Annotated in this window: 11 protein-coding genes and 1 pseudogene; 6 read left to right on the top strand and 6 right to left on the bottom strand. The window is 61.2% G+C overall.

The genetic code is table 11. The features are described from left to right. The first annotated feature begins 449 nt into the window (after positions 1-449). From M2427_RS37085 to M2427_RS37075, 3 genes are read left to right on the top strand one after another with little or no spacing between them, the layout of a single operon-like run. Entirely contained in the window at positions 450-1,661 is a 1,212-nt protein-coding gene (locus M2427_RS37085; RefSeq protein WP_280711747.1) for an efflux RND transporter periplasmic adaptor subunit, read from the top strand. 48 nt (positions 1,662-1,709) lie between these two features. Further along, the gene (locus tag M2427_RS37080; RefSeq protein WP_280711746.1) at positions 1,710-4,973 is read left to right on the top strand and encodes an efflux RND transporter permease subunit; all 3,264 of its coding nucleotides are present in this window, start codon (positions 1,710-1,712) and stop codon (positions 4,971-4,973) included. After that, on the top strand, positions 4,974-6,527 hold the full coding sequence (locus M2427_RS37075; protein WP_348521969.1) for an efflux transporter outer membrane subunit: 1,554 nt from the start codon (positions 4,974-4,976) through the stop codon (positions 6,525-6,527). A 25-nt stretch (positions 6,528-6,552) separates the two neighbouring features. Here the strand turns inward: M2427_RS37075 and M2427_RS37070 are convergent, their stop codons facing one another. After that, the gene (locus tag M2427_RS37070) at positions 6,553-6,825 is read right to left on the bottom strand and encodes a hypothetical protein (RefSeq protein WP_280711745.1); all 273 of its coding nucleotides are present in this window, start codon (positions 6,823-6,825) and stop codon (positions 6,553-6,555) included. A gap of 202 nt (positions 6,826-7,027) precedes the next feature. On the opposite strand from M2427_RS37070, the gene M2427_RS37065 reads away from it, so the two are divergent. Together M2427_RS37065 and M2427_RS37060 are read left to right on the top strand one after the other, a co-directional pair. After that, on the top strand, positions 7,028-7,252 hold the full coding sequence (locus M2427_RS37065; protein WP_280711744.1) for a hypothetical protein: 225 nt from the start codon (positions 7,028-7,030) through the stop codon (positions 7,250-7,252). A 6-nt stretch (positions 7,253-7,258) separates the two neighbouring features. Continuing rightward, complete coding sequence (locus M2427_RS37060) at positions 7,259-7,567, top strand: hypothetical protein (protein ID WP_280711743.1); 309 nt, start codon at positions 7,259-7,261, stop codon at positions 7,565-7,567. 778 nt (positions 7,568-8,345) lie between these two features. On the opposite strand, the gene M2427_RS37055 is transcribed toward M2427_RS37060, so the two are convergent. Both M2427_RS37055 and M2427_RS42180 read right to left on the bottom strand, forming a co-directional pair. Further along, complete coding sequence (locus M2427_RS37055) at positions 8,346-8,750, bottom strand: hypothetical protein (RefSeq protein ID WP_280711742.1); 405 nt, start codon at positions 8,748-8,750, stop codon at positions 8,346-8,348. Between the two features lie 291 nt (positions 8,751-9,041). Continuing rightward, positions 9,042-9,167: pseudogene (locus M2427_RS42180) on the bottom strand (DNA-binding response regulator); the annotation flags it as partial. Positions 9,168-9,660: 493 nt separating this feature from the next. On the opposite strand from M2427_RS42180, the gene M2427_RS37050 reads away from it, so the two are divergent. After that, the gene (locus tag M2427_RS37050; RefSeq protein ID WP_280711741.1) at positions 9,661-9,816 is read left to right on the top strand and encodes a hypothetical protein; all 156 of its coding nucleotides are present in this window, start codon (positions 9,661-9,663) and stop codon (positions 9,814-9,816) included. Positions 9,817-9,889: 73 nt separating this feature from the next. On the opposite strand, the gene M2427_RS37045 is transcribed toward M2427_RS37050, so the two are convergent. The 3 genes from M2427_RS37045 to M2427_RS37030 all read right to left on the bottom strand — a co-directional run bounded on the left by M2427_RS37045 (position 9,890) and on the right by M2427_RS37030 (position 12,946). Then, the gene (locus M2427_RS37045) at positions 9,890-10,162 is read right to left on the bottom strand and encodes a hypothetical protein (RefSeq protein ID WP_280711740.1); all 273 of its coding nucleotides are present in this window, start codon (positions 10,160-10,162) and stop codon (positions 9,890-9,892) included. A gap of 2,096 nt (positions 10,163-12,258) precedes the next feature. After that, on the bottom strand, positions 12,259-12,621 hold the full coding sequence (locus tag M2427_RS37035; protein ID WP_280711739.1) for a response regulator: 363 nt from the start codon (positions 12,619-12,621) through the stop codon (positions 12,259-12,261). Next, entirely contained in the window at positions 12,581-12,946 is a 366-nt protein-coding gene (locus tag M2427_RS37030; RefSeq protein WP_280711738.1) for a hypothetical protein, read from the bottom strand. The genes M2427_RS37035 and M2427_RS37030 overlap by 41 nt, the downstream gene beginning before the upstream one ends. Positions 12,947-13,111 lie beyond the last annotated feature (165 nt).

The raw sequence follows: 13,111 nt of genomic DNA, 5'->3' as shown, positions 1-13,111 counted from the left end.
TTGCAGTGATCTCACTATCGCGGCGTCGACGGTCGCCTCCCTGCAAACCTCCAACGACTTTAGCCCCGGTTCGTCCGGGGCTTTTCTGCGCGATCAGCCCTGCGGTAGGCGAAATCCGAAATGCAATTGCGCGTCAATAAATTTGAATTGATTGCGGAGCAGGCAAGGGCGCTGTGCAGTCGACCGGCTTTTGTTCAATCGAGCCCGGTCGCTCATTTGGCGCTATCATTTGTGTATTAATTCACCCTGTTCCCCACATCGAAAACGAATAAACCGGCCGCTAATACCGACCTATGGCAGCCGGGGTGACATACCACTGTAAGGTTGACGTCAGTTGGGCTTGTTAACAAGATTTCGTCCGCCCCAATCGCTTCACACAGCAAGACTTTGCGCAGTGGTCCAGCAGGTCGGAGCGCGGACATCCGAAGCGGGTAGAACGGGGCTCTGTGATGGCATTTCGCATTAAGCATGCCGGGATGACGGCCGGCATTGCAGCCGTGGCGGCCATCGCCGGCGGTGCCTGGCTCCTGACGCACACCGGCGAATTGCGATCGGCCAAGGCGGCGGCACCAGCACCGCCGGCGGCAGCGAGCGACGTCGATGTCGCGCAGCAGACGGTCGACATCAGCGAGAAGCAGGCCGGCGGTTTCAAGATCGAGCCGGCGGAATCGCGCAGCTTCCGCGTCGTGAAGAACGCGGTCGGGTCGATCGACTTCAACCAGAACATGCTGGTTCAGGCGTTCACGACCAACGCGGGGAAGATCGTCGACGTGGCCCTCAACGTCGGCGATACCGTCACCAAGGGACAGACCCTGTTCACGATCGACAGTCCTGACCTGCTCCAATCCGAATCCTCGCTGCTGGCGGCGGCCGGCGTGCTGGAGCTGCAGACCCGGACGCTCAATCGCGTGAAGCTGCTTCTGAAAACGGGCGGCGGCGCACAAAAGGACGTCGACCAGGCGACCTCGGACCAGCAGACTGCGGAGGGCAATTACAAGGCCGGCCGCGACGCCGTGCGGATTTTCGGCAAGTCAGACGAAGAGATCGACCGCATCCTCGCCGATCGCAAGGTCGATTCGCACCTGCGTGTCCCGAGTCCGATCTCGGGCCAGATCGTGGCCCGCAGCGCCGCCCCCGGCCTCTACGTCCAGCCCGGGAACGCGCCCGCCCCTTACACACTCGCCGATCTCTCAACCATGTGGATGATCGCCAACGTCATCGAGACCGACGCCCCCGCCTACCGGCTAGGGCAGCCGGTGGCCGTCACGGTGCCGGCCTATCCGAACGAGGTGTTTCGCGGCACCGTGACGACGCTCGGGGTCAACATCGACGCCGGCACGCACCGCCAGCTGGTCCGTTCCGTGATCGACGACCCAAGCCACAAGCTTCGCGCCGGCATGCTGGCCAGCTTCTCGATCGAGATCGACGGGCCGAAAGCGGCGGTCGCCGTCCCCTCCGACGCCGTCGTCCGCGAAGGTGACGGATCCATGACAGTCTGGGTCACCACCGACCGGCACCGCTTCCAGAGGCGCACCGTGAAGGTCGGACTGGAGCAGAACGGCTGGCGCCAGATCCTCGAAGGTCTTGATGCCGGAGACCTGGTCGCTTCGTCGGGCGCAATCTTCCTCAGCAACAAGTTCGCCATCGCGGCCACGGGCTAATCCCGTCGTGAATCCCTCTCAACTGCTGCTCAGTGCAAGTGTGCGATCTTGATCAAGAGTCTTCTTCAGTTTGGCCTGACCCGTAGCGCGATCATCGTGCTCGGCCTCATCGTGTTCTGCGCCGCGGGCCTTGTCGCCTTCAGCAAGCTGAACATCGAGGCTTATCCCAATCCGGCGCCTGTCATCCTGGAGATCACCGCGCAGGCCCCGGGGCTCTCGGCGGAGGAGATGGAGAAATACTACACGATCCCGATGGAGGTCGGCCTCTATCCGACACCTGGCGTCGTCAACATCCGCTCGACCTCGTTCTACGGCCTGTCCTTTGTCCGCGTCACCTTCCGCTACGGCGTCGATTATTACTTCGCGCTGACACAGGCCGCCAACAGCATCCAGCAGAACATCCAGCTGCCCGGCAATCTCGTGCCGACGATCCAGCAGTCGAGCCTGGTCGGCGAGATCTTCCGCTACCGGCTGGTCGGGCCGCCGAATTTCGGCCTGACGAACTTGCGCACCTTGCAGGACTACGTCGTCACAAGGCGCCTGATGACGATTCCTGGCGTGGTGCAGATCAATGCCTGGGGCGGCACCACCAAGCAGTTCAACGTCGACGCTGACCTCGCCAAGCTCGAATCCTACAACATTACGGTGCCGCAGCTCGTCACGGCGCTCGGCAACTCCAACGCCAATGTCGGCGGCCGCGAGATCGCGATCGGGCAGCAATCGGTCAACATTCGCGGCATCGGCCTGATCGATTCCGGCGGCGCCGACGACATCACCAAGGGCTACCGGGTCCAGGACATCGAGAACATCGTTCTGACCCAGCAGAACGGGCTGCCGATCCAGATCAAGGATGTCGCCAAGGTCACGATCGGCTATGTCCCGCGTCTCGGCATCGCCGGCAAGGACAAGGACGACGACGTCGCCGCGGCGATTGTCGTCATGGGACGAACCCAGCATACCAACGACATCATTCCAAAGGTCGAGGAAGAGGTCGCCAAGATCAACAGCGACGGCACGCTGCCGCCGGGCGTCAGGATCGTGCCCTATTACGACCGCAGCGCGCTGGTCGGCGTGACCACGCACACAGTGCTGCACAACCTCGTCTTCGGCTGCCTGCTGGTGTTCGTGATCCAGTGGGTGTTCCTGGGCAATCTGCGCAGCGCGCTGATCGTTGCCGCCAACATTCCGTTCGCGCTGTTCTTCGCCATCATCATCCTGGTGCTTCAGGGCGAGGATGCGAACCTGCTGTCGCTCGGTGCGGTGGATTTCGGCATCATCGTCGACTCCGCCGTCATCATCATGGAGAACATTTTCCGCAATTTCCAATCGAGCCCGGAAGCGCGCTCCCGCGTCCTGCAAAACCTCTCCGAGGGCTATTACGGCGCCGATCCGACCGCGCCCACCCACGGCCAGCCGTCAGCCGCGCGTTGGAACGAGCGGCTCAGGATGATCTTCGTCAGTGCGCTGCAGGTCGACAAGGCCGTGTTCTTCACCGCCGCCATCACGGTCACCGCCTTCGTGCCGCTGTTCACGATGCAGGGCGTCGAAGGCCAGATCTTCGGACCGATGGCCCGCACCTACGGCTACGCGCTCGCCGGCGCGCTTCTGGCAACCTTTACTGTAACCCCGGTGCTCGCATCGCTGCTCCTGCCCGCGCATATCGAGGAGACCGAGACGGTGATCGTGCGGGGCTTGCGCAAGGCCTACACGCCCGTGCTGCACTGGGCGCTCGGCCGCGTCAGGCTCGCGGTCACCGTGGGCGTCGTCTTCCTCGCTCTCTCAGGGCTTGCGGCAAGCCGGCTCGGCAGCGAATTCCTGCCAGCGCTCGAGGAAGGCAATTTCTGGATCCGCGCCGCGATGCCGCCGACGATCTCGCTCGATGCCGGCACCGAGGCGACCCGCAAGATGCGCGACATCCTGCTGCGCCACCCTGAAGTCCTCACAGTGGTCTCGCAGCATGGCCGGCCCGACAACGGCAGCGACGCATCGCCCTTCTCCAATGTCGAGCTGTTCGCGCCGATCAAGCCGTTCGACGAATGGCCGCCCGGCCTGACCAAGGAAAAGCTGACCGAGGAGTTGCAGAAGGAGTTCGACGAAGAACTGCCCGGCATCACCTTCAACTTCTCCCAGTACATCCAGGACAACGTCGAGGAGGCGCTGTCGGGCGTGAAGGGCGCCAACTCGGTCAAGGTCATCGGCCCCAACCTGGACGTGCTGGAGCAGACCGCGACCAAGGTGATGGAGGTGATGCGCGGCATCAACGGTGTCGCCGATCTCGGCATCTTCCACCTGGTCGGCCAACCCAATCTCAACATCAGGGTCAACAGAGAGAAGGCGGCCCGCTACGGACTGAACACCGGCGATGTCACCACGGTGGTTCAGGCCGCACTCGGCGGCTCCGTGGCCACCAACGTCCTCGAGGGCGATCGTACTTTCGGCGTCGCAGTGCGCCTCGATCCAAAATTCCGCCAGAACATCGACGAGATCAAAAGCCTGAAGGTCGCCTACGCGACGCCGTCGGGCACCAACGCCTATATTCCCCTGAGCGAGCTTGCCAACATCTCGCTCGATACCGGCGCGCTGTTCATCTATCGCGAGAGAAGCCAGCGCTACATCCCGATCAAGTTCAGCGTACGCGGCCGCGATCTCGGCTCCACGGTCGCGGAGGCGCAGCAGCGGGTCGCCGAGGCGATCCAGCTTCCGGCCGGCTACCGCATCATCTGGTCCGGCGAGTTCGACAATCTCGAGGCGGCAAAGGCGCGCCTCATGATCGTGGTGCCGATCACGCTGCTGCTGATCTTCGTGTTGCTCTACAGCCTGTTCAACTCGGTGCGCGACAGCTTGCTCGCACTTGCCGGCATTCCCTTCGCCGTCGGCGGCGGCCTGATCGCGCTTTTTCTGGCCGGCCTCGATTTCAGCATCTCGGCCGCGATCGGCTTCATTTCGCTGTTTGGCGTCGCGGTGATGGACGGCATCCTCAACATCACCTATTTCCGCGAGCTGCGCGCGACCGGCATGAGCATCACCGATGCCGTCTTCAACGGCGCGGAGCAGCGCATGCGCCCGATGCTGATGACCGCTCTGTCGGCCGGCGTCGGCCTGTTCCCGGCGGCGCTGTCGCACGGCATCGGCAGCCAGGTGCAGCGGCCGCTGGCCACCGTCGTGGTTGGCGGCATGTTCATCGGCCCGCTGCTGCTGCTCGTGGTGGCGCCTGCCCTGCGCAAGATCTTCCTCTCGCGTGAGCCGGCGCCGTCAGAAGAGAGCGATCCGGCCGCCACACCGCCCGAAACGGTGCCTCAGGAGGGCGGTTGAATGCGTCGCGTGATAGAAATGAGGCGCGTCGCCCGAGGCCTCGCAACCGGTGGCGCGAGCCTGTGGCTCGCGAGCTGCGCCGTGGGTCCGAATTTCAGCCCGCCGCCCGCCCCAGATGTCGATCGCTACACGCCAGAGAAGCTATCATCCCCCAGCACGAGTGCCGGAGGTCCTAGCGTGCCAAGGCAGCATTTCGTCAGCGGAGAGGACGTGTCTCTGCGGTGGTGGACGGCATTTCGTTCGAAGCAGCTCGACCAGCTGATCAAGATGTCAGTCGAGCACAACCCTACCCTGCAGTCGGCCGAGGCGTCGATCAGAATCGCGCAATACAACGCGTTAGCACAGCGCGGACTTTTCTTCCCGCAGATCGGCGCAAATTACACGCCCTCCGAGCAACAAATATCCGGCGCCTCGAGTTCGGGCCCAGGTGGCCAGTCCCCGTCGGTATTTTCGCTCCATACCGCGCAATTGAACGTCAGTTTCGTGCCGGATATTTGGGGCCAGAATATTCGCGCCGTCGAGAGTCTCGATGCAATATCCGAGCAGCAACTGTTCCAGCTCGAGGCAGCGTACCTCACGCTGACTGCCAACGTCGTCACCGCGGCGATCCAGGAAGCATCCCTTCGCGGCCAGATTGCCGCGATCCAGCGTGTTGTGAAGATTGAACGCGGTATCCTGGAGATCGTGAAGAACCAGTTCAATGCAGGCAGTGCCTCCCAGGTCGACGTACTGGCACAGGAGGCTGCGCTGGCCCAGTCCGAGCAGCTCCTGCCGCCGCTCGAAAAGCAGCTCGCCGTTCAGCGCGACCTCCTGACCGCGCTTGCCGGGCAATTCTCCGCGGACGAAATCCTGCAAAAGTTTACGCTCGACGGGCTGGCGCTCCCCGCAAACCTGCCGGTGAGCCTGCCGAGCAGGGTGATCGGCCAGCGACCGGACGTCAGGGCCGCCGAGGCGCTGCTGCACTCGACGAACGCCCTGGTCGGTGTGTCGATCGCGGCGCGGCTGCCCAACATAACGATTAGCGGCAATGCAGGAACCACCGGCTTCAGCCTGGCCGAGTTGTTCACGCCAGGGACCAGCTTCTATGTCATTGCGGCGAGTGTGACGCAGCCACTTTTCGATGGGCTGACGCTTTACCACAAGCAGAAGGCCGCCGAGGCCGCGGTGGCCCAGGCGGACGCACTCTATCGCCAGGCCGTCATCACGGCGATGCAGAACGTCGCCGACGCTTTGCGCAGTCTCCAGGCAGACGCGCGCGGCGTGCAAGCTGCGGTCAAGGCCGAACTCGCCGCGAAGGCAAGTCTCGACATCATTCAGAAGCAGCTCGTTCTCGGGCAGGTCAGTCAGGTGGTCGTGCTCAATGCCCAGCAAGTCTATCTGAACGCTGCGGTCGTCCGTGTTCAAGCGCAAGCGACGCGCCTCTCGGATACCGCCGGCCTGTTCATGGCACTCGGCGGCGGCTGGCCTGCCCAGTGCACGACATCGGATTGGCGCAACTGCGCGCTGGCGGACGACGCCCCCGCCGCACCCATCCAGGTCAGCGAGTCGAGATGATGCAGTCAGCTCGCCGCCGGATCGCCTACCAAATGACCAGCGCGCACAGCAGCGCGAGCGGTATCAGGGCCAATCCGATTGGAACCCATTTGCCCATCTCTGCCGGATTCTTCGGATACAGGAATATCTGGAAGCCGATGAATCCGCAGACCATCACGCCTAGTACGAATCGGAACATGTCGGACGGCGTATCGTAGGCCGTCCAGAAGCTCTCGTTCTGGGGAGTAGCAACACGAAAGGTGACGACAATCACCACCAGAAGGAAGAGCGTCCGCAGAGCAAGACCGAGCAACCGCATTAATGTTCATCCAGCGCAGAACAGAATCTTACCACAAGCTGACCAGACAGTCATCATCCCCCGGCGGCGCCAGAACCGCGCCGCCCTCTTCAGCCGAAAGCCCGTCATGAGGTACGGAACCATCCGGACAGTCGCCCTCGCTGTCGCCCTTGCGTTCACATTGCTGTCGACAGCCGGCGCCGCGCCGTTATCGCGCTGTCACATGGAGGTACTCGTATCCGAAGAGCTCCCCTATGCGCTGGTCGGCGACTGGCTGCTGAAGGCCACGGTGCGCATCACCTATCCGCACGGCCCATCTGCCATCTCGACTTTCGTGAAGAGCACTCCCTGGCAGACGCCCCTTCGCCGGGGCGATAGCTTCTGGTTCGACTGCGAGCGCCTTAGGGATCTCTGGACTGTCTCACTCACGCCAACCCGAGAGAAGTAGCCCAACATGGTCAATTCATTGCTTGGTGCCGTTCAGGTCGCGCTGCTCGCAACTGCTGGCCCAACTGTCAGTCAAAGCGGTCGGCCCCCGATCGTCGAAGTGCGGATGGTGTGCGACCAGAACTGCAACTGCTGGCCGACGCGCTATCGCGAACCCCGCCCACCATTGCTGGCCGATCGCCCCGACCTCGCCTGTCCATCGCCGGTATCCGGCCGCCCTGCCCTCGGCTATTACAACGGTCACTACCGCGCCGGACCCGCAACCGGCGTCCGATTCGATAGCCTCGGCGCCCACGAATTGCCGTTCCCGTTCTGAAGCAGCGGCGGACTCTACGTGCAACCCTGGGAGCTCATTCTCGGATCGGCCTCCTTTCTTCGGGAAGAAGCAGATCCGAGAGATAGAACGTGACCCTCACCAAGCTTCGCCAAAACCAATTCGCCGCAAGCCACATCGGTTGAAGTGTCGTTCTTCCAATTGAGTGCGGCCCGAGCTGATTTGTCGAGATTACTGTTTCTTTTTTTCAGCAGTACCGGCCGCGAGCGGAACTTGCGGTAGGCAGGCGGCATGCCCTTGGCCGGGTCATCTCTCGGCAGCGGACATCGCCGCGCTCCCTGCTGCGAACAACTCAGGTTGAGTAAATCTGGCCCGCTCTGCGACAATGAGCAGACCTCCGTCAGTCGCGGCGTAACTTCGCAGATGGGGCTATAGGACTACCGCTCGCACGGTAGGACGCCGCGGCTGGCGAGACGGCCAAGACGATAGCGCAACGGGTCGCCCCGTACCTAACAGTTTGAAGTGTCCGAAGTTCGAATTGCGCTTGTCCTAATTAGGACAGTACCGATCGGTGACGTATTGCTAGCGCCCGCCTTTCGGTTGCGGTGAAGGCGCGGGTGCAGCCTTAGCCGTTGAGACTTGAGAGCCTCGCACCGGCGGCACAACTGGATTCGGAGTCGCTTTCGCTCCGCCTACCAGATTCTTGACGGGACTGGGTCCGCCAACAACACTCTGAGATGCCGCGGGCGACGAATGCGCTATGGCAGCCGCGGCCATGCAGCTAAACATCAAGACGCGCATTGCGGCCTCCATCTGCAACTCAAAGAGCTACCCCTCGTTTTTTGATAAAGTGTTGCTCGATCGATGACCGGACAACAGATCGGCAGGCTTCGTCACTCCCCCCGCCCTTCTTCATGTCATCCAACCCTCCGAACACCTTTCTGATCAACCGCGTCACGCGGGGATCGAGATCCTTTCGATCGTAATGCCAGCCGATATAGGCACTGGCACCTGCGGCAAATTTTGGCAGATAAAACTCGACATCCACACCATGCCCGTCCGCCCATCGGACAAAGCCGATGCGGTCCATTTCGTACAGATCACCGCAGTACATCGTCGCGTAAAGTCCGCCAGCAAGCTTCGCAACAAATGCCGCATTGTCTCCAATGAGCTCGCTTGCGCGCGCCGGCTTCTTGGGCGCCATGCAAACCACGGCAATAGCCAATGCCACTCGCCACATGAGCTGATTGATAAATTGGAGTTTCGACCCTGGTGCGCGTGACGTTAGCCGATTAGCCTGACAAGGGACTGAACTCGACGTCGCGTCTATCGCCGCCAGTCTTTTACGCGGATGAAGGAGCAAAGAATTGATACGGCTTTTATATTTTCAAAGACATTCAACGATATAGATTTCAATATCAACTCGGCACATTGTTCACCTGCGGGGGGCGTACGCTGATTGCGGGTTTTGATGGGATGGGGCCCCCGGCAACCGGATGATCCGAACGAGGCGGCGTCACTTCTCCTCGGCAATCATGTAGCCGACGCCGCGGATGGTGTGGATCACGACCCTGGCGCCGTGTTCGGTGAGCTGTTTGCGCAGCCGGGCAGGCACTACGACCGTGGCGCTTGCATGCAGCTCCCGTAAGGCCGGTGTCAGATGGTCTTGTTAACATACCCCAGATGGTCGCCGCTATAATCCGCAGGGTTGCTAGTGGATGGCAGCTTGCCCCGACCGGCCCTTACAGATCCGGAGTTGAGCCACGTCGCTTCGATCCAAGCCCATGAGCCGGAGTGCTGCACGCTGGATCGCCTTCGTTGCGGCGTGTATCGCCGGTATACTTGCGCTGGACGTCGCCTTGTCCCTCGGCCTGTTCGCCTGGAACGGTGGGAGCTATGCTGCCCCGGAACTTGGGACCCAATCCCGACAGGCTGCGGTCGCAGCTGTAGCCGCGATCATTTCGGTCATCGCCCAGATCATAGAAAAGGCCTCGCACTCAAATGAAGATCGCTAGCCAAACGCGGGCCATTCTACGTGACATGAACTGGGCCCGCCCATCGTTCGCCGTGATAGACTTCGTCGCCGCCGCGCCACTTTATTTTTTGAGCTGTGCTCGGACTTTCGGGGGGTCGTGATGGGCGAAGACTTTGCACAAGTTGTCGTCGGCGGCGTGTTTACGGCCGGCGTTTTCAGCGGTTATGCGTTGCGCTATTATCAATCTCGCGTGCTGCGGCGTCGGCTCGAGTCGGCCAAGATGCTGTTAGAGGTGCACGGTATACACCTTGACTGACGAACCCGGTCGATGTCCTCGCGTTCGCTGATCTCTTTCAGAACTCTCAGCCTGATTCTAGCGGGGCTGCGGGCTATGGCTTTGTGCGCTCATGGAGCAGCGCTACGACTTTTGCGGGGGGCATTTGCTTTTCAATCCGTAGAGGGCTCATGGGCTCCGTTGGCTGCATCGTCGCGCCCGCGGCAACTATCGCGGAATATGTCGCTCTGCCAGCGCTATCGTCACCAAACGGGTTGCCGAGATCGGCGAAGTCGAGCCCGAGCAGCGTAGTTGCTGCAACGGCGACGGCCGCTGCTCCCCAACCGATCGATGCTACCGGCTTGTAGTCGTAAGGCAGGCTTTCCATGACGCCTCTCAGCACCCCGATGCTGGTTTGATAGGCGAAAAGTCCTAACGACGGTGATCGAGAGTACGTGCAATTTTAATAGGCATCGCTTGAAGAAGCGGCTCAACCGGGTCATCCAGAACAGGCCCAGTATTTTCCAGCGCTCGCTCACAAGCGCGGATGAGCGAGGCCCGGAAACGGAGGCGAATCCAAACCAGGCCCCGCAGCCACCTTTTCCCCTGGGCGGGAATCAATGACCGAGGATAAGGTCTCACGCTCGTCTGACGCACGCCTGACTAATCCTTCAGCGGAATTGAGCCAGTCCCAAAGCCACAACCTAAGGCATGCTAGTAACGCACCACGCCGTCATAGCTCACAGCAGCGATGAGCGCTGTTGATGCGGATTGGGCTCCCACAGCAATTTATCGACTGCAACGAACACTGGACCCCGCATCCCGACTCGGCGGCCGCCTCCCCGCTCCATCGCTCGCGAGCAATCCGCGCTCCAGCCCTCGCCTGTGACGTCCCCTCTCTTCTTAAAGGCGACAACACTAGGGCCTACGCAGCCGGACTCCTGCGCCGCCACCGTTCTCGTCAATAAACTCAACGCTTCCGATCTCGAGCGCTGAGCGGATAGCGTCGACCGTTCGTTCCTTTAGCTCGTCCCCGCGCTCAAACCTCGCCACGGTATCGATCGCCACTTTAGCTCCGAAGCAAGATCACGAGCGCTCCATCCCAAGGCCGCACGGGCCATGCGGGACTGCACAGCACGGGAGCCGGGGGCCCCAAAGCTTCTTCGATGTCGATCCTAACGTGGTGGGCGCTGCAAATGCGCGCTTTAGGTCCAGCTACGCTGGGTTCGAACCGGCAGGTCAGGCTATGCAGATGTTGCTCGGCCGTCCTTCCACCAGGCTTGCTTAGACGAACTCCGGCACCTCCGCCGTTTTCGTGAATGAAGACGACGCCCGCCTTTTCGAGTGCCGCTTGCATCATGAAAAGCGCGGAGAGGCCCTTCCGTAGGACCTCAGCAATGATCTGATCGTCCAACTCGGCAACATCACCGAGCACCTCAATCGCAGGCTGTTCGAGCGTGCGAGCGGCTACAAAGTCCTAGATCTCCGGCGACCGGTCCGACATCCGATCCACAAGTGGATGAGAGCTGACGTTTACGGTCTTGTCCGGGATACGGGGGCGGTCTTCCGCGCGTGCTTTCTGCCGTCCGCGAATCTCTTCGAGGCGGACGTGGCGGATCAACGCATGGCGCCGCTGCAACATTCGATGTGGGTCATGGCTGCACGCTCAGCTCTTCTGTCGATCATCACCGGAGACGGGATGCGATCGTCAGCTGGATAGGCCGCCGGCGAGGACGCAGTCTGTCCGAAGCTCTCGCGGTACCCGGCGACGATAGTAATAGTTGCCTTTGAGGCAAAGGAGATAGCGGTCTGGATCGGAAGCGCTCTTTCGATGTCTGCCCATGTTCTGCTCATGCATGTATTGCGGGTCGAGCACCTGTTGTGGGCATGAACTCGTCAACGTCCGAGTGGGCGGAGTTCGTCGTGTGTCTTGGAGAGAACGCTGGCGGGGACAGATTGTGCTACGCTGCGCCTTCTACAGCCGCACAGTCGGCTTGTTATCGTTTGTCGCGACAAGCATCCTGCTGAATTTCTATAAGGTTTTCGTTTCGCAGTTTTCACTGGCCGGCACCATCGTTCATGGGTGTCCATGGTTTCGAAGGGGATCCGTTTTCGTCCTCCAACTGAGCAGGCGCAGGGAGAGGGTATCTCGGGAGTTCGAATCCCAGTATTTCGGAAACCCACTTGATTCGTACGTCGTTGATCATGTCGCGATATTGCGAGTCAAGGTGATACAAGTCGGTCGCCGGAGATGGCACGAAGTGCCTCCACCAGGTCGTGTCATTGACGAGATGCACTAAGAAGCGTTCGCGGTTTGCCTTACTGGGCGTTTTGTCGGAAGCAGTGGTGGCGGATCCTATACTCGCAGCGATGGACGCGTCGGACGGTGGACAGCGACCCGATAGGCCGCTGCGGAGCAGCAGCTTCGTGATGCAGGGGCCTGGCTGATATCGCCCTTCGATCCCGAGGTGAAATCCTCGAACGCTAATAGCGCCGGCCGCTCGCCAAAGCTTCCGTCAATCCAGCATGCAATTCGTCCATCCGAAACGGCTTTCGCAACACGGCGGAGTTTGCAGCAGCACGCTCTATGGCGGCAGTGTCGATATAGCCGCTTGCGAATACGATCGCCACGTTCGGACGCGTCTCCCGCATGACTTTGGCCACTTCGGCCCCATTCATTCCCGGCGAGGCAAATCGACCAAAATTAGGTCGGGCTCTGCTTCGTCGATCAGGGCCGTTCTTCGCCTCCATAACGTGATATCCTAACGATTTGAGAGATGGCGCGACCGCGCGCCTCAGATCGGGATCACCATCGACGATAAGTATCTTGACGGCTTTTTGGCTCACCGGACGATCTCGCCCCCCGATCCTGCTCGATGCATGCTTCAGTTTTCCGCAGCAGTATATATACCGTCGTGCTCTCGCCGACGCGGCTGTCGATGCGCACGATGCCGCCCGCCTGGCCTGCGATATCAGAGACCTGACTCAATCCGAGCCCCGTTCCTTCTCCTACCCCTTTGGGCCTGCTTGCAGAAATCGACCTAGCGCGGGTCCACGTGACGAGCTTAACCTCTTCCCGCGCCAGCTGGCGCACGATTACGTTGCCGACCATGCCGCGATTTCCGGCGGCGTAGAAGCTGTTGCCCTTCAGCTCAAACGGCACGCTTGCCATTCGCGATGTCCCGTTTGGCATCAGCCAGATCGCTCGCCATCATCTCTTGGACGAGTTGGGCAAAGCTCCGCTTCGGCTTCCAGCCGAGCACCGCGCCTTGCTGGCATCGCCGATAAGCAGATCGACCTCGTTCGGGCGGAAATAGGTCGGGTCGATCTTCGCCAA

The organism is Bradyrhizobium sp. BR13661, from assembly GCF_029892425.1.
In the GTDB taxonomy this organism is placed as follows: Bacteria; Pseudomonadota; Alphaproteobacteria; order Rhizobiales; family Xanthobacteraceae; genus Bradyrhizobium.
Note: the sequence above shows the minus strand (reverse complement) of the source record. Positions and strands in the feature narration are given on the sequence as shown.